Consider the following 16,423-nt stretch of genomic DNA (forward strand, 5'->3'; position numbering starts at 1 on the left):
TAATCGCTGCAACCGAGCGGCGAACGGTGAACGCGCTCAGCCTTTGCTGTCGTCGTCGCCCTCATCGTTGCCGCGACTCTCGCGCTCCTCGCGCTCGCGGGCCTCGGTCTCGGCCAGCTGAGCCAGCGGATCGTCGAATACCGCGGTGCCGCCGCCGATCACGCCGTCGATGAAGCCCGCCGGATTGTCCAGATCTTCCGAGCTGGGCAGCAGATCCGGATGCGCCCACACCGCGTCGCGGGCCTCGAGCCCGGCATCGGTGGTGAGCCGCCGCCACAGCGTGGCCGCCTCGCGCAGCTTGCGCGGGCGCAGCTCCAGGCCGACCAGGGTGGCGAAGGTCTGCTCGGCTGGGCCGCCGGTCGCGCGGCGGCGGCGCAGCGTCTCGGCCAGCGCGCCCGCACCGGGCAGTCGATCGCCGACCGCGTCGGTGACCACGACCTCGACCCAGCCCTCGATCAGCGCCAGCAGGGTCTCCAGCCGTTCCAGCGCGGCCTTCTGCTCCGGCGTGGTCTGCGGTTCGAAGGTGCCCTGCGACAGCAGTTCCTCGAGTTTGGACGGATCGGTCAGCGACATCGGATCGATGTTCTGGGCGGCCTGTTCGATCGCCGAGAAGTCCATCCGAATGCCGCGGGCATAGTCCTCGACCGCGCCCAGTACCTGCTGGCGTAGCCACGGCACATGGCCGAACAGCCGCTGATGGGCGGCCTCGCGCGCGGCCAGATACACCAGGATCTCGCTCTCGGGCCGTTCCAGACCCTTGCTGAACTCGGTGATCGCCGCGGGCAGCAGCGCCGCGGTCCCGGCCGGGCCCAGCGGCAGGCCGATATCGGTGGAGGTCAGCACCTCCTGGGCGAGCTGGCCGAGGGCCTGGCCAAGCTGCGAGCCGAAGGCCATACCGCCCATTTGACCCAGCATGCCGATCATCGGGGCCGCGAACTCCTTGGCCTCCTCCGGCAGCGTGGTGGTCCACATGCCCGAAACCTGTTCGGCGACCGGATCACACAGCCGCTTCCAGGTCGGCACGGTCTCCTCGATCCAGTCGTTTGCCGTCCAGGCCACCGTCTTCGAGGCGCCCGCGGGCAGCGTGGTCGCCGCGTCGAGCCACAGTTCGGCCAGATGCGCCGCATCGGTGACCGCGCGCTGCGCGCCTTCGGTGAGCGGAGTCACGGTCGAACCCAGCTGCTGCCGGGCCAGCCGCTTGGCCAGGTCGTAGTTGACCGGGCCCGCCTGCGAGCCGGGCTGGCCCATATTGCTGAACATCTGACCGAGCGAGGTCAGCATCTGTCCGAGCTGCGACGGATCGAAACCCGCGCCGGATCCGCCGATGGGGAACCCGAACGGGTTGTTCGACCCGGCGCTCGACGGATCGTCCCGCTTGTTGCGGTCGTCATCGTCGTCGCGGTTCGAGAATCCGAAGGGCACATCGCTCATACCCCAAACCTTACGCGGGTGCCAAGGGGCGAACCGCTACTGTTGGCCGGGTGAATCGGCGGATCATGACTCTGTTGGCAGCCCTCGTCCCAGTGCTCGTGCTCGGTGTCGTGGGCAGTGCCGTGACGGTCCCATTCGTCGCGCTCGGCCCTGGTCCGACGTTCAATACGCTCGGTGAGGTCGAGGGCAAACAGGTCGTCGACGTTCAGGGCGCGCCGATCGATCCGACCACCGGCAATCTCAATATGACGACGGTGTCCGTTCGCGACGGGCTGAATATCTTCGAGGCGTTCGGGCTGTGGGCCGACGGGCGCTACGGATTGCGTCCGCGCGCGGAGGTGTATCCGCCCGGAGTGCCGCGTGAGCAGGTCGACAAGTCCAATCAGCAGGACTTCAAGGATTCCGAGGACAATGCGGAACTGGCGGCGCTGCACTATCTGAAATATCCGACGACGGTGAAACTGCGCACAGTCACCCCCGACGGGCCCGCCAAGGATCTGCTGCGGGTGGGCGACGAGCTGGTGTCGGTGGACGGTAAGCCCGTCACCACCTCCCAGAACTTCATTTCCACCGTGCAGGGCGACAAGCCCGACGCGGTCGTGTCGTTCGTGATCCGGCGCGACGGCGCGGAGCAGACCGTTCCGGTGAAACTCGGCGCGCGCCCGGAGGATTCGACCAAGGGCTATCTCGGCGTATCGCCGGAGGAGGTCCCGCAGGGGCCGATCAAGGTCACCTTCAACCTGGCCGATATCGGCGGCCCCTCGGCGGGCCTGATGTTCAGCCTGGCCCTGATCGACAAGCTGTCGAGCGGAAACCTCAACGGCGGCAAGTTCATCGCGGGCACCGGCACCATCGACCCCGATGGCAAGGTCGGCCCGATCGGCGGCATTCAGTACAAGATGATGGCCGCCCGCGATGCCGGGGCCGAGACCTTCCTGGTCCCGGCCGACAACTGCAACGAGGCCAAGGAGCGCACCCCGTCGGGACTGCGACTGGTCCGGGTCGACACCCTCACCAGCGCGGTGCAGTCCCTGGAGGCCATCACCTCCGGTAAGGACACGCCCACCTGCGGCTAGTCGGGCTCGTTCTCGAGCGTGTGCCGCAGCGCGTCGACCAGATTGGGGGCGAGGTTGGGCGCGGTGCGCAGGTCGATATCGCCGAAGGGATCCTCCTCGTCGGTTTCCGGACGGATCTGCAACAGGCACAGCGAGACACCGTCGCGCAGCACGCCCGCGAACAGGCGCGCATCGCGGCGACCCGGATGGGTGACGGCCGCGTCGCGGGCCGCGCGGTCGGCGGCGTCGCGGTCGGCCAGCAGCGGGGCGATGGCGTCGTCGAGGGTTTGCTCGGCATCGGGCGGCAGCACCACGATCTGCTGCACCAGCACACAGCCCTGGACCGCGGGCGGCCAGCTGGTGGTGGCGAGGAATTCGTCCAGCGCGGGGGAGCCGCCATCGATGTCTTCCGGAAACGGTTCCTGCGCAATCGGAGTCAGCTCGGCGCCGTCGTCGAGTTCGTCCTGCAGGGTCGGTTCGGCGGCGACCAGATCCACGGTCGGTACCAGGGCGAACATCTGCGGCGGCCGGTCCCACCCCTCCGCGTCGGCGAACTCCGCTACTTCGCGAATGCAGCGGTAGAGGGCGGAGGCGGGGTTGTCCACAGTCACGCGCGCAGAGTCTAGGAGATGACGCGACCCATGCAGTGCGGTCCCCGCCGTTCCGATTTACGTAAAGTGGGGCGCGAACGGTCCGCATGGATCATCCGCAACATCGAACTGGGAGTGTGGCACCGTGGGCATGCGCCCCCCGACAGGCTTACCTTCGCTGTCCCGACGCAGCCGGGTGCTGCTGGTGACGGCCCTCGTCATCGCGGCACTGCTGTTGATAGGGCCGAGGCTGACCGACGCGTACACCAACTGGCTCTGGTTCGGTGAGGTCGGATTCCGCCGCGTCTACACCACCGTGCTGTTCACCAGGATCGTGCTGTTCCTGGTGGTGGCCGTGGCGGTGGGCGCGCTGATCTGGCTGGCGCTGCTGGTGGCCTACCGATCGCGACCGGTCTTCGTGCCGGTTTCGGGCCCCAACGATCCGATCGCCCGCTACCGCACGGCCGTGATGGGCCGATTGCGCCTGTTCGGCATCGGAATTCCGGCGCTGGTCGGTCTGCTGTCGGGTCTGGTCGCGCAGTCGAGCTGGGTCACGGTGCAACTGTTCCTGCACGGCGGCTCGTTCAATATGAAGGATCCGCAGTTCCATCTGGACGTCGGCTTCTACGCGTTCGATCTGCCGTTCTACAAGATGCTGCTGAACTGGTTGTTCGTCGCCGTGGTCATCGCGTTCTTCGCGAATCTGGTGACGCACTACGTATTCGGCGGTCTGCGGCTGTCGGGTCGCGAGGGTAATCTGACCCGCCCGGCTCGTATCCAGCTCGCCGTGATCGCCGGACTGTTCGTCCTGCTGAAGGCCATCGCCTACTGGTTCGACCGGTATTCGCTGCTGTCGAGTACGCGTGAGGAGCCGACCTTCACCGGCGGTTCCTACACCGATATCAACGCGGTGCTGCCCGCCAAGCTGATTCTCATGTCGATCGCGATCATCTGCGCGATCGCCTTCTTCGCGGGAATCGTGCTGCGTGATCTGCGGGTGCCCGCGATGGCGGCGGCGCTGCTGGTGCTGTCGTCGATTCTGGTGGGCGCGGTGTGGCCGCTGATCGTCGAGCAGTTCGAGGTGCGCCCGAACGCGGCGACCAAGGAGGCCACCTACATCGAGCGCAATATAGATGCCACGCGCTCGGCCTACGGGTTGAACAACGTCCAGTACGTCGACTACAAACCCGGTGGCAACGAGGCCCGGAATCCGTCCGAACTCTCGGCGGCCGATCAGCAGACGATCCGCAATATCCGGCTGCTGGATCCGAACCTGTTGACGCAGACCTTCATTCAGCGCGCGCAGCTGCAGAACTTCTACGGCTTCCCCGATCCGCTGGACATCGATCGCTACGCCATCAACGGCGAGGTGCAGGACTATATCGTCGCGGCGCGAGAACTGGTGCCGCAGAACCTGTCCGGTAACCAGACCAACTGGATCAACAAGCACACCGTCTACACCCACGGCGACGGTTTCGTCGCCGCGCCCGCCAACCGGGTCAACCAGGCGCCGCCGAAGGAGACCCAGCAGGCGGCCAGCGGAACCGGCGCCCCGTCGAACAACAACTCCGGCGGCGGTTACGGCTATCCGGTCTTCAATATGGGCGATCAGTCGACCATCAGCGATCTGGCCACGCCGAAGGACAAGCAGGCCATCAAGGTCGATCAGCCGCGGGTGTACTTCGGCGAGATGATCTCCAAATCCGATGCCGACTACGCGATCGTGGGCGGTAACAATCAGGCGCCGCGCGAGTACGACACCAAGGACAACCAGTACACCTACGACGGCAAGGGCGGCGTCTCGATCGGCAACTGGTTCAACCGGTTGGCGTTCGCCGCCAAGTACGCCGAGCGCAACATCCTGTTCTCGGGTGCGATCGGATCGGATTCGAAGATCATCTTCAATCGCAATCCGCGCGATCGTGTGCAGCAGGTGGCGCCGTGGCTGACCGCGGACGGCAATGCCTATCCGACGGTCGTGGGCGGCCGCATCGTCTGGGTCGTCGACGCCTACACGACGCTGGACAACTACCCCTACGCACAGCGCACCTCGCTCGACGGTGTGGTCGCCGACAGCATCGACGCCAATACCGGGCGCATGCTGCCGCGCAAGGAGGTCAGCTACATCCGCAACTCGGTGAAGGCGACCGTCGACGCCTACGACGGCAGCGTCACCCTCTACGAGGTCGATCCGTCCGATCCGGTGCTCGAGGCGTGGGAGGGTGTCTTCCCGGGTTCGGTGAAGCCGCAGAGCGCGATCACGCCCGAACTGCGCCAGCACTTCCGCTATCCGGAGGATCTGTTCAAGGTGCAGCGCGAGATGCTGGCGAAGTACCACGTCAACGATCCGCGAGAGTTCTTCACCAACAACGCCTTCTGGTCGGTGCCCAGCGATCCGACCTCGGATACGCCGACCAATGCCAATCAGCCGCCGTACTACGTGCTGGTCGGTGATCCCAAGACCGGCAAACCCACGTTCAAGCTGACCAGTGCGATGGTGGGTTACAAGCGGCAGTTCCTGTCCGCCTACATCTCGGTCGGCTCGGATCCTGACAACTACGGCAAGTTCACGGTGCTGCAGTTGCCGACGGATTCGCAGACCCAGGGTCCGCAGCAGGTGCAGACGTCCATGACGACCGATGCCCGGGTGTCCAACGAGCGGACGACGCTGACCGGTGGCAATACCAACAAGATCAAATATGGCAATCTGCTGACATTGCCGATCGGGCAGAGCGGCATCCTCTATGTGGAGCCGTGGTATCTGGAGCGCAACACCGGTCCGAATACCGCGTCGTTCCCACAGCTGGTCAAGGTGCTGGCCAGTTACGGCGACAAGGTCGGCTACCAGCCGACGCTGGGTGACGCGCTCAACGACGTCTGGGAGGGTTTGGGCGCGTCCGTGGCCCAGCAGCCCGGTCAGGCGGCGATCAATACCCCGGGCCAGACCAGCGCCAACCCACCGGCGCAACCGAATCCGGGCAATACCCAGCCCCCGGTGCTGCCGCCCGCTACCGGTTCATCGGGTCGCGATGCCGCGGTGCGCGGGCTCAACGATGCGCTGCGTGGCGTTCAGGATGCGCAGAAGTCGGGCGATCTGGGGCAGTTGGGTAAGGCCCTGGAGACCCTCCAGAAGGCCATCGACGAGTACAACAAGTCGGGTGGCTGATTTGGGGTAGCCGAAAGACGAACGGCGCTGCCATCTTCGCGATGGCAGCGCCGTTGTCGTATCCGCGCCAGATGTCGTCCTGCGCGGAGTTATCGGCCCAGCGAGTCGATGAGGCCGCTGTTCTGCTGCAGCAGCTGCTGGTACTGGTCGCCGTAGCCGAACTGCTTGGCGGCCTGCTCGCCGGCGGTCTTGGCCTGGTCGATCAGGGCCTGGCGCTCGGTGGGAGCCGGGGCCGGAGCGGCCGGGGCGGGTTCGGGGGCGGCCTGGGTCTCGGCGACATCCTCCGACGAACCCCAGCGCAGGTACTGGCCGCAGACCGGCCAGGCGCCCACACCCTGGGTGGCGAGCACGTTCTCCGCGACGCGGATCTGCTCCTCCTTGCTGGCATTGGCGGGGCTGCCGCTGCCACCGTTGGCGCGCCAGGTGCTCTGCGTGAACTGCAGGCCACCCTCGTAGCCGTTACCGGTGTTGATGTGCCAGTTGCCGCCGCTCTCGCATTGAGCGACGCCGTCCCAGTCGTGGGACGCGGCGGAGGCGGTGTTGGACAGGGCGAACGGGACGGCAACAAGGGCGCCGGTGACGGCCACGAGACCGAGGGCGCGACTGCTGAACTTCCGGTTCTGGTTCATGGTGGTTTCCCTCCCTGCGCCCACCGACACGACCATCTCTCTCGTCGTGACCCTGTCCCCAGGAGGTCGGGGTAATCCGAACCGCGGGACAGGGTCACCGGCGTGCAGCAGTTCGGGTCGGACGCCCATCACGGTTTGATCCGGGCCGAGACAGACCATAACGAAGCAATCTCAACAGATCACGTCTTGATAACACCAAGAATTGCATGAAACGAATAACTGCCGAAACCACGTTGATGCAGGTTGGCTATGCTGAATTTCCAAATCCCGGACGGTCTGTTATACACCCGTTATGTGTTCCATATCACTCCGAGATAGTGATGTGCGTCACGTTTTATGGCCCTTGCGTTGGCAACGCGCGCGTGCCTCGCGTGAATTGGAAGGCCACTCGACCGTCCGACCTGCGCCGACGTACCGGCCCACCCCGCGGGCGGCGTGTTGCGAGCCCCGCGCTCGGTGGCCACGCCCGCCGCGCAATCCGTTCGGACTCTTAGCTGGCGCTAAAAGTGGCCTTGATCACAAATCCCCTCGCAACCCTCGATTCACCCGGCCGTCATGATCATCTCGAAACCCGCACCGCAAGGCTCAAAATGCCCCTGGCCAGGCGATTTGGTATTCCCGCAAACCCGTGTGTAATGTTGTGTTCACCGACGCGGGGTGGAGCAGCTCGGTAGCTCGCTGGGCTCATAACCCAGAGGTCGCAGGTTCAAATCCTGTCCCCGCTACTAGGGGAGCGGCCCCGGAACCAATGGTTCCGGGGCCGCTTTCATTTGGTTCGGCGTCATTCGCGAATCCGCGTTTCCCGTCACGGAAACGCGTTATCTCCCGCCGACCTGTAGGAGAGGTGCGACCATGACCTCGCCTCGGCCCTCCTGGACCGTTACCGGTGTCTACTGGCGTAGCAACCAGCCGGTCCTGGCGGCGGTCGACCCGCGCGGAGCCGACCGCGAGCGGCCGCTGTGCCTCGGTGACCCGCTCGCCCTGCGGATCGCCGGACCCCGGCGCTGCGTCGGGATTCGCCAGCCCGGCAATCACCGAGCCTGCCCGTTCGCCGCCGAGATCGCCCCGCGAGCCACCGCGGCCCAGTGCTCTGCCTGCGCCGCCGCCGATCCCGGACATCGGCTGGCGCGCGACCAGCTCGCGGACGACGGTCGCGTCTATGCCCTCTACCTCACCTGGCTGGGCCCCGGCATGGCCAAGGTCGGGCTGACCGCGGCCGCCCGTGGCTCCGGGCGCCTCGCCGAACAGGGCGCCCTCACCTTCACCTGGATCACCCGCGGCCCGCTGCCTGCGATTCGCGCCATGGAACAGGCGATCTCTCGTACCGGGCTCGCCGCCGAACGCTGGCATCGGCGTGCCAAAGTCCATGCCTGGTCCCACCGCACCGGTCCCGAAGATCGTCAGCGCGCTCTCCGCATCGTCTACGAACAGATCGCCGCCACCGTGCCCTGGCCCGACGGTCTGCCGCACGAGCCCTACCAGCCGGTCGATCAAGCCGAGCTGTTCGGATTCGACCGGCTGCCCACGCGCCTGCGGGAAGTCGCCGCACTGCAGCGTGATTCGGTGCTCGCCGGAACGGTCCGCGGCCTCGTCGGCCGCGAACTCGTCCTCGACACCGATACCGAGCCCGTCCTGCTGGACACGCGCCTGCTGGCCGGATGGCCGCTGCTGTCGTCGACCGCGAGCACCACGGCGAACCTTTCGCTGATTTCCCTGGACCTTTCGGGCAGCGACGATGCCGACCAGACCGCCTTGTTCTGACCGCTACGGCAGTGGTCGGTTCAGGGGCAGGTTGACGAAGCTCGGTTCGTTGCCGTCGAGCAGGATGTGTTGGGCGCTGAGCGCATTGAGGACGCCGCCGTCGAAAAGCATTGGCGGGGCGAGGAATCCGCGTGGGAAGTTGGAGGCGTAGACGTTCACCCGCAGGCGGTGGCCGGGTTCCAGGACCGCGTCGACGGGGTTGACGGCGATATCGACCACGGTCGGCTGGCCCGGAACCAGGGGCTGGCGGGTGTCGAGGGTCAATTTGTATACGGTGTGGGTCAGGTCGCCGTTCTCGGCGCGGGTGCTCTTGTCCTCGTCGACCGCGCGCAGGCTCGCCGCCAGCTGTCCCGAGGCCAGGACCATGGACTGGCCGTTGGGGAATACGTCGTTGACGGTCACGGCCCAATCGCCCTCGACATTGTCGTAACTGGTGAGCAGGTGCAGATTCGCCGTGCCGGACAACCGGGTCTGCTCGGTCAGCGGTGCGGTGGTGAAGGTGAGTCCGCCCAATTCGTGGAAGCGGTCGTCGCGGGCGCAGAAGTTGAACACACTCAGCGCCCCGGCGCTCTCCACCGCGGAGTCACGTGAGCACAGGGCGGTGGCCCCGGTCGCCGGTGACACCGTGAAACCTGTTGTCTCCGAGGTGGGATCGGGGACCAGCGAGCCGTCGTAGACGCTGGTGGCGGTGCCGGTGTGGCCGCCGGACAGATACATCCGCCGGTAGTCGATATCGGGCTGATCCGGATAGTTGTCGAGTACCCGCCAGCCACCGTTCTGCGACTTCGACACCACGGGTCCGTAGGCATCGATCCCGTTGTCGATGCCTTTGAGCCAGTGGTCGTACCAGGCCAACTGCAGAACATCCAAGCGCGGCGGCGCTCCCGGCTCACCCAGATGCGCGCCCGGGTTCGCGTGGTAGGTATCGCCCATGACCAGCTTCTTGCGATCCGATCCCAGTGCGGTCAAGCTCTGGAAGCCGCGCGCGTTGGAGGAGGCGAACAGATCCTGCCAGCCGCCGTAGGCGAAGGTCGGCACCCGAATGTTCTCGGGGTGATAGTCGGTGAGCGCGTTGCGGATCGAGGAGTCCTTGGCCAGCGCGTCCTTCAGCGGTTGTGGAAGCGAGGCCACGTTCAGGCTCAGGGCGGCGAGGATGAGATCGAAGAACTCCAGCGGCGTATCGACGCGGTCCGCCAGCCACTTCAGATCCAGATGCCCGAGCGCGATTCCGATCGGATCGGGGAAGTTCGAGATCAGGTCGATGCCGACGATATAGGCCGGTCCGAACGCGCCCAGCGTGCCGCCGGGAAACGCGACATCGCCGATCGGATCCAGCGAACCCTCGACCGGGAAGATCGCCTTCAGCGCGGGCGGATTCAGTTCCGCCGTCTTGAATTGGTTGATCCCCGAATACGAGATGCCGGTCATGCCGATATTGCCGTCGGACCAGGGCTGGTGGGCGGCCCAGTCGATCACCTCGACGCTGTCTCGATTCTCGCGGTCCTGGAAGAACTTCCAGTCGCCCTGGGAATAGCCGGTGCCCCGGGTGTCGGCCACGACATAGGTGTAACCCTGCTGGATGATCTTGCGGTCCGCACCGAGAGTCCGCGCCGCGCCGCCGCTGAGTGCCTTGGTGATATCGGTGATCGAATCGAAAGGCGTTCCGCCGAAATCGAAGCGGTTGACCAACTCCACCATCGCGTCCGACAGCCACGGAACCGACAGCGCCACATCGGCGAGAAACGACACGAACTTCGTGTACGGGGTGAGGTTGACGATGGTGGGCAGTGGTGTGGTGATCGGATGGCCGGTCGCGTCCATCGGCCGGTAGATATTGGCCTTCAGGACGGTGCCGTCGCTCATGGTGATCGGTACGTCGAATTGGACGTCCACATCGCCGGGGAATCGGCCCGGATAGGCGGGGGCGGGGCTGTCGTGCTCGGCGAGCCAGGCTCGGCCGGGCGCGCCGCCATCCACGGGCAGCGCATGATCGTCGGCGCGTGCGGTCGGGGCGACGAACAGGGTCGCCATCGCCACCGCTACGCCCAGCACCAATGCCGGGATCAATCGTCCAGCCACTGCGACTCCCCACTTAAAAACGTTCGCGTACCTATCGAACTCAGAGAGTAACCGTTCTCACTTTTGGTGAACAAGTGTGCGACAGATCACATTTCGCGGCTGGGCCAGGCGATATCATCGACATTGAGAAACGGTTCGCCGGTCACCGTCGCGGGTGTTGTTCCCGTGAACGCCACGACGTCTCGATGCAGATGGGACTGGTCGGCGTAGCCGGTCTCGGCGGCGACTCGGGCCGCGGGTTCGCCCGCGACCAAGCGGTGGGCGGCGTGGTCGAAGCGGACCAACTTCACGGCGCGTTTGGGGGCTACACCGAGCTGGGAGCGGAATCGGGACCACAAACGCTTACGGCTCCAGCCGATCTCGTCGGCGAGTTCGTCGACCCGGGTCAGACCGCGGCTGCCGATGACGCGCCGCCAGGCCCAGGCGATCTCCGATTCGACTCGCGGCCCCGTGTCGTATCGGCGCGCGATCAGTGCGTCGATCAGTGCGAAGCGGTCCTGCCACGAGGAGATCTCGTCCAGTTGCTCGCGGATCCGGGACGCCTCCCGGCCCCACAGGTCGCCCAGCGGCACCGCGACCGCGCCGAAGTCGGCGGGTGAGACGCCCAGGACCGCGCGGGCGATCAGCGGGGACAGACGCACCTGTACGCATTCGACGTTCTCGCCCCGGGCCAGGATCGCCCCGCCGGATCCGAAACCGGGCCCGGCGACGAGGCTTCCGCGCCGCTGCCATCCACCGGGACCGTCGAGGATCGGCGAACCGGGACCGATATCCAGCAGCAGCGTCACGGCCGGATGCGGAACCATGCGGAGCGGGTTCAGATCGCGGACACGGAATCCGGCCATGCCGACCCCGACCACGCGACTGGGCCGCCGCGGGCTCGCGACGCCCCATGCATCCGCGCCCTGCGTGAACGTCCGCACTCCTCAATGCTATTCGAGCCGGAGCGGGGAACATTCGTTCAATACGGCGGCACATATCGGCGGTGACAGTGGGTTCATGGCAATTTCCGAGAGTTCGACCCTGTCGCTGGACGACGGCGAGATCCATGTGCGCCAGGACGGATCCCGCAGTGCCCCGGCACTTCTGCTCATCCACGGATCGGCATCCTCGACGCGCTCGTGGGACGCGTTGACGCCGCTGCTGACCGAAGCGCATCGGGTGATCCGAATCGACCTGCTCGGGCACGGCCGATCGGCCAAACCCGCCGAGGGCGACTACGCGATATCGGCTCAGGCCCGCCGCGTCGAGCGGGTGCTGGAGCGGCTCGGCGTCGAACATGTTGTGGCCGTGGGTCATTCCAGCGGCGGCGTGGTCGCCACGGCCCTCGCCGAACGGCGGCCCGATCTGGTGACGGCGATCGTGCTCGTCAATACCGGACCGAATTTGGGCGCTGTCATCGCATCGGATTCCGCCGCGATCACACCCGAACAGTGGCCGCCGGGCGACGAGCAGCTCCGGATGTTCGCGAGCAGTGCCTTCAGTCGCACGGGCTATCGGATTCCGGACGAGCTCCTCGACGATGTGCGGGCCATGACCTATCACTCGCTCGTCACCACCATGCGGGCCACCCGCGCCTATCTCGAGCAGCGGGCGCTGCCGGAACGGCTGGCGGGCCTGGCCAAACCGCTGCTGGTGATCTTCGGCGAGGACGATCGCCGATGGCGGTCCGCGTCGGCTGCCGACTACGGCGTGGTCGCGGGCGCACGGATCGAATTGCTGTCCGGCCTGGGACATTCGCCCCTGCTCGAGGATCCGCCGCGGACCGCTGCGCCGCTGCTGGCCTTCACCGCGGTGCACGCGTCTCAGTCCACGCCGAGCTGATCTCCTGGATAATCCTCGACGGTCATGGAGTTGTAGAGGCGGGCGCCCTTGGTGGTCAGGCGGACGAAGGCGCGTCCGGGCACGGCGGGTAGGGCGGAGATCAGACGTGCGCCCTGAACCAATCCGGATACGCCGAGGCGGGAGGCGGGGATCAGTGTCCTCGCCGCGCTCAGGGCGAAGGCACGGCTGCCGCTGACGTGTGTCGCCATCACGCGCTCGTAGGAGGGGAACGCGCGCTCGTGATCACCGCCCGCTCGCCCCAACTCGCCCGCGAGGACATACGCGCCCACGACGGCGAGGGTGGTGCTGCCGCCCACCGCCGGACCGGGGCAGTAGCCCGCGTCGCCGACGAGGGTGACCCGCCCGCGCGACCAGGTGTCCATGCGGAGCTGCGTGATCGAGTCGAAGTAGAACGCCGGGGTGCGGTCGAGTTCGTCGAGCCAGCCGTCCACTTCGGTATGCATGCCGCGGAACGTGTTTCGCAGCAGCTGCTGCTGGCGGGCCACGTCGTGGTGTGCGTAGTCGAGTTCGTGCGCGCTGCGGAACAGGAACAGCGCCCGCGCGTCGCCGAGATGCCGCGCGCCGTACATTCCGGCGGTGCGGCCGACGCCGACGTGGATGCGCAGTTCGCTGTCGAGACGGGCCTGATTCGGCAGGGTCGCTACTCCGAGATATGCGCCGATATGACTGCTGAAGCGGGCCTCGTCGCCGAAGATCAGGCGGCGCACCGTGGAATGCAGGCCGTCCGCCCCGACCACGAGGTCGAATCGGCGCGGCGCGGCGTGCTCGAATCGCGCCTCGCCGTCGGGTGAGATCGCGGTGATCGTATCGCCGAAGACGTATTCGACGTCGTCACGCGTTGCGTCGTAGTAGATCTCGCTCAGGTCGTCGCGCATGATCTCGACGTGTCGATCCGAGGCCGCGCCGAAGATCTTGGACAGATCCACCGAGACCGGACGCCGCGCGCCCTCCCGGCGCAGGGTCATCCGCTTCGTGCCGACGGCCCGCTCCTCGATCCGCGCGAGCACACCCATCTTCTCCGAGATATCCATCGCGGGCCGGAACAGGTCGACCGCGTGGCCGCCGGACTTGCGCGGCGCCGGCGCGCGCTCGACGACGGTGACCGAAAATCCGTGCCGCGTCAGCCAATACGCCAGCGCCGGACCGGCGACGCTGGCGCCGGAGATGAGAATTCGCATGAGCAACTGTCGCCGCTGCCGGGTGACCGTGGCTTGAACAAATGTTCCCGCGCCGGGCCCTCGGTTCGCTCAGGCGGAGGGGCGTAGGCCGTCGAGGGTCAGCTCGATGAAACGCCGCCAGTCGCCGAATCCGGCGCGACTGATGGCGGCGACGGCGCCCACGATCATGTAGAGGTCGGCCGCGGTGGCGTCCGTGCGGATGCTGCCGTCGGCGCGACCTCGGGCCAGTAGTTCCTCGCCGAGCGCGATGAGCTCGGTCCGGATCTCACCGTGCGGTGCGGTGTCCCCGATGACCGATTCGATGGCGCTGGAGAGGGCGCGCCCGCGCTCGTGGACCTGGCAGATATGTCCGAGGAAGTCGGTAAGCGCCTGTCGCACATCGGGATTCGGCAGGCTGCTGCGACGGGCGTGATCGAGGATCTCGACGAATCGCCGTTCGGCCACGGCCTCGATGAGCGCGGCGCGGGTCGGGAAATGCCGATAGACGGTGCCCACCCCGACCCCGGCGGCTCGCGCCACGTCGGCCATCTGCACGTCGTCCCCGCGCTCGGTGAACAGTGTTGTCGCGGTGTCGAGTACCTGGTCGCGATTGCGAGCCGCGTCGGCGCGGCGCTTGCGGGTGGTTCGAGCGTCGTCGGTCTGCATGGTGACCGTAGGCTATCGGGCGCGGCGAGAGCGGGTGCGCTCCAAGGTCGTCGCGGCGGACAGGCTGATCAGCATGACCAGCGCGATGAACAGTTGTGGGTCCAGGCCGAACACCCTGCGCCCGGTGTGCGCGAACTCCGGATCCTTCGCCGCCGTCCCGGGGAACAGGAGCGCGGCCCACATACCCAGCCACGGCACCGACCCCAGCGCCGCGGCCAGATAGAACTGCGCCTGCGGATCGCCCTTGCGCCGCAACAGGATTCGCAAACCGATCGCACCGGTCAGCATGCCCATTCCGATGTACTGCGCATCGTGGAACTTCGCATGCGGCGGCCAATTCGGATTGCGCAGATGCTGTTCGGCGATATCGGGGATGACAAGGTCGGCCAATAGTGGGCCGATCAGGGTATTCACCAGGACGGTACCGACCAACACCCGCGGCAGCGTCCGAACTCGTGTGACGGCCATGGGGGCAACCTCCTTCTGTACACGGAAGCGGAATCCGATTCCGGTAACAACGTATGTCGCCGCATCACGACCTGTCAATGCCGTCGGTGTCGAAGCCCGTTGGCCCTCAATGCGAATCGCCTACTCCGAAGCGTCGGATCCACGGATCGACACCGTGTGGTTGCCAGGTGGGCAGGCCGGCGACGTTGGGGGAGCCGGTGGTGACGAAGGCGGCCACGGCGGTGGCGAAGGTTTCGGCGAGTTCGCGGTCGCCGGGTGTCACCGTGCCGAGCATGGGCGCGCTGGGGTAGGCGTCGAACGTGCCGAACAGGAAGGGAAGTTCGGCGCAGTGGGTGGCGCCCAGGCCGTAGGGGTCGGGGCTGGGCGTGCGGGCGAAGCGGTAGACGTACGGGGAATTGCCTTGGGCGGTAAGTGTTTTCGCCATATGGGCGATGCTGTCAGCGCTGAACAGATCGGTCGCGGCGGCGGTGAGGACGGCGACGGGGCCGGCTCCCGGATGCGCGGACTTGTGACGAGCGTAGACATTCCGGCCGTCGCCGCCGGTGAGGGCGTCGAGTATGCGGATCGCTTCCACGCGGGTGGCGGTCTGGACCATCGGATTGAAGGCGTAGAAGGCCGACAGCTCGTTGTCGGTGGTTCCCAGCAGTACGTCCTTGTTCGCCAGCGCACCGCGCGGCAGCGCGTCCTGCCAGCTCTCGAGATGGCCCGCGCCGCCGAGCACCGGGTAGAGGGCCGGTGCGATCGCGCCGGGGCGCGCGGTGTGGGCGGCGAGGCGGGCATTGGCCGCCAGTAGCCGGGTCACCGGCAATTCCCGAAGGCGCGCTGCGGGATCGGCGTCCGCGGCGATCCCCAGGACGTCCAGATAGGCGACGGCCGTGCGGGCGGCCTGATCGGGAGTCGGCGAGGGTAGCGCCCATGGACCGGACTGTCCGATCACCCGGCGCACCAGCGGGCCCGTGTCCGGATCGAGGGCCAGGGCCAGTGCGGAGAACGCACCGGCCGACTGTCCGCCCACCGTGATCAGTTCCGGGTCGCCGCCGAAGGCCGCGATATTGGTCGCGAGCCAGTGCAGCGCGCGGGCCTGATCACGCAAACCCAGGTTGTCGGAACCGATTTCGGGCAGCTGCAGAAAACCCAGCGGGCCGAGGCGGTAGTTCGCGGTGACCACGACGATATCGCCGAGGGCGGCCAGCCAAGCGCCGTCGTACCAGTCCCAACCGCCGCTGCCGCTGGTGAAGCCGCCGCCGTGCAACCACAGCAGCACCGGTCGCGGGTTGTCGGCGGCGCCGCGCGGGCTCCAGATGTTCAGGGTCAGGCAGCCGTCCTCGTCCCAGTCCGGTAGGCGGGTGCCCATCACCGCCTCGAGTCGTGACGGCCACTGCGGCGCCGCCGGGCCGGGCCGGCGGGCGTCGCGGATCTCGGTCCACCCCGGATGCCGTTGCGGCGCGGCATATCTCAACTGACCGACGGGGGAGGCGGCGTAGGGTATGCCGTGGAAGGCGATGGCGCCCGCGGCATTTCGGCTGCCGCGCACCCTACCCGAGGCGGTGTCGACGATATCTGTGCTCATGGTCAA

13 protein-coding genes and 1 tRNA gene are annotated in these 16,423 nt (G+C 67.0%); 5 read left to right on the top strand and 9 right to left on the bottom strand.

Going from position 1 to position 16,423, the window contains the following annotated elements:
- Positions 1–36: 36 nt before the first annotated feature.
- Positions 37–1,431 carry a zinc-dependent metalloprotease gene (locus NP4_RS01105; RefSeq protein WP_067990448.1) on the bottom strand — a complete coding sequence of 465 codons (1,395 nt, stop codon included), beginning with the start codon at positions 1,429–1,431 and terminating at the stop codon, positions 37–39.
- Positions 1,432–1,481: 50 nt separating this feature from the next.
- Between NP4_RS01105 and NP4_RS01110 the strand changes: the two genes are divergently transcribed.
- Positions 1,482–2,507, top strand: coding sequence for a YlbL family protein (locus NP4_RS01110; protein ID WP_211335714.1), 1,026 nt, complete (start codon positions 1,482–1,484; stop codon positions 2,505–2,507).
- Here the strand turns inward: NP4_RS01110 and NP4_RS01115 are convergent.
- On the bottom strand, positions 2,504–3,097 hold the full coding sequence (locus NP4_RS01115; RefSeq protein ID WP_067990453.1) for a PPA1309 family protein: 594 nt from the start codon (positions 3,095–3,097) through the stop codon (positions 2,504–2,506). The genes NP4_RS01110 and NP4_RS01115 overlap by 4 nt on opposite strands.
- A gap of 124 nt (positions 3,098–3,221) precedes the next feature.
- On the opposite strand from NP4_RS01115, the gene NP4_RS01120 reads away from it, so the two are divergent.
- A complete protein-coding gene (locus NP4_RS01120) occupies positions 3,222–6,242 on the top strand; it encodes a UPF0182 family protein (RefSeq protein ID WP_082875408.1) in 3,021 nt (1,006 codons plus the stop codon).
- An 89-nt stretch (positions 6,243–6,331) separates the two neighbouring features.
- Here the strand turns inward: NP4_RS01120 and NP4_RS01125 are convergent, their stop codons facing one another.
- The gene (locus tag NP4_RS01125; RefSeq protein WP_067990458.1) at positions 6,332–6,871 is read right to left on the bottom strand and encodes a transglycosylase family protein; all 540 of its coding nucleotides are present in this window, start codon (positions 6,869–6,871) and stop codon (positions 6,332–6,334) included.
- A gap of 651 nt (positions 6,872–7,522) precedes the next feature.
- Between NP4_RS01125 and NP4_RS01130 the strand changes: the two genes are divergently transcribed.
- A tRNA-Met gene (locus NP4_RS01130) sits at positions 7,523–7,596 on the top strand.
- A 127-nt stretch (positions 7,597–7,723) separates the two neighbouring features.
- A complete protein-coding gene (locus NP4_RS01135) occupies positions 7,724–8,632 on the top strand; it encodes a DUF2797 domain-containing protein (protein ID WP_067990461.1) in 909 nt (302 codons plus the stop codon).
- 3 nt (positions 8,633–8,635) lie between these two features.
- Here the strand turns inward: NP4_RS01135 and NP4_RS01140 are convergent, their stop codons facing one another.
- On the bottom strand, positions 8,636–10,711 hold the full coding sequence (locus NP4_RS01140; RefSeq protein WP_245996882.1) for a CocE/NonD family hydrolase: 2,076 nt from the start codon (positions 10,709–10,711) through the stop codon (positions 8,636–8,638).
- Positions 10,712–10,797: 86 nt separating this feature from the next.
- Complete coding sequence (locus tag NP4_RS01145) at positions 10,798–11,634, bottom strand: helix-turn-helix domain-containing protein (protein ID WP_067990465.1); 837 nt, start codon at positions 11,632–11,634, stop codon at positions 10,798–10,800.
- 76 nt (positions 11,635–11,710) lie between these two features.
- Here NP4_RS01145 and NP4_RS01150 point away from each other — a divergent pair, with 76 nt between their 5' ends.
- On the top strand, positions 11,711–12,535 hold the full coding sequence (locus NP4_RS01150; protein WP_067990467.1) for an alpha/beta fold hydrolase: 825 nt from the start codon (positions 11,711–11,713) through the stop codon (positions 12,533–12,535).
- On the opposite strand, the gene NP4_RS01155 is transcribed toward NP4_RS01150, so the two are convergent.
- From NP4_RS01155 to NP4_RS01170, 4 genes are all read right to left on the bottom strand, one after another.
- Positions 12,517–13,734: an FAD-dependent monooxygenase gene (locus NP4_RS01155; RefSeq protein WP_067990469.1), complete on the bottom strand. Its 1,218-nt coding sequence runs from the start codon at positions 13,732–13,734 to the stop codon at positions 12,517–12,519. The two genes, NP4_RS01150 and NP4_RS01155, sit on opposite strands and share 19 nt — an antisense overlap.
- Positions 13,735–13,803: 69 nt before the next feature.
- On the bottom strand, positions 13,804–14,379 hold the full coding sequence (locus tag NP4_RS01160) for a TetR/AcrR family transcriptional regulator (RefSeq protein ID WP_067990471.1): 576 nt from the start codon (positions 14,377–14,379) through the stop codon (positions 13,804–13,806).
- Positions 14,380–14,391: 12 nt separating this feature from the next.
- Positions 14,392–14,847 carry a DUF6640 family protein gene (locus NP4_RS01165; RefSeq protein ID WP_067990474.1) on the bottom strand — a complete coding sequence of 152 codons (456 nt, stop codon included), beginning with the start codon at positions 14,845–14,847 and terminating at the stop codon, positions 14,392–14,394.
- 106 nt (positions 14,848–14,953) lie between these two features.
- Positions 14,954–16,417, bottom strand: a complete 1,464-nt coding sequence (locus NP4_RS01170) for a carboxylesterase/lipase family protein (protein WP_067990475.1) — start codon at positions 16,415–16,417, stop codon at positions 14,954–14,956.
- Positions 16,418–16,423: the final 6 nt, after the last annotated feature.

The organism is Nocardia pseudobrasiliensis NBRC 108224 (assembly GCF_001613105.1).
In the GTDB taxonomy this organism is placed as follows: domain Bacteria; phylum Actinomycetota; class Actinomycetes; order Mycobacteriales; family Mycobacteriaceae; genus Nocardia; species Nocardia pseudobrasiliensis.

Bases quoted from the DNA above. Each gene is read 5' to 3' on its own strand.
- NP4_RS01105 (WP_067990448.1), bottom strand. From the start codon at position 1,431: ATGAGCGATGTGCCCTTCGGATTCTCGAACCGCGACGACGATGACGAC.
- NP4_RS01125 (WP_067990458.1), bottom strand. From the start codon at position 6,871: ATGAACCAGAACCGGAAGTTCAGCAGTCGCGCCCTCGGTCTCGTGGCC.
- NP4_RS01135 (WP_067990461.1), top strand. From the start codon at position 7,724: ATGACCTCGCCTCGGCCCTCCTGGACCGTTACCGGTGTCTACTGGCGT.
- NP4_RS01150 (WP_067990467.1), top strand. From the start codon at position 11,711: ATGGCAATTTCCGAGAGTTCGACCCTGTCGCTGGACGACGGCGAGATC.
- NP4_RS01155 (WP_067990469.1), bottom strand. From the start codon at position 13,734: ATGCGAATTCTCATCTCCGGCGCCAGCGTCGCCGGTCCGGCGCTGGCG.
- NP4_RS01160 (WP_067990471.1), bottom strand. From the start codon at position 14,379: ATGCAGACCGACGACGCTCGAACCACCCGCAAGCGCCGCGCCGACGCG.
- NP4_RS01165 (WP_067990474.1), bottom strand. From the start codon at position 14,847: ATGGCCGTCACACGAGTTCGGACGCTGCCGCGGGTGTTGGTCGGTACC.
- NP4_RS01170 (WP_067990475.1), bottom strand. From the start codon at position 16,417: ATGAGCACAGATATCGTCGACACCGCCTCGGGTAGGGTGCGCGGCAGC.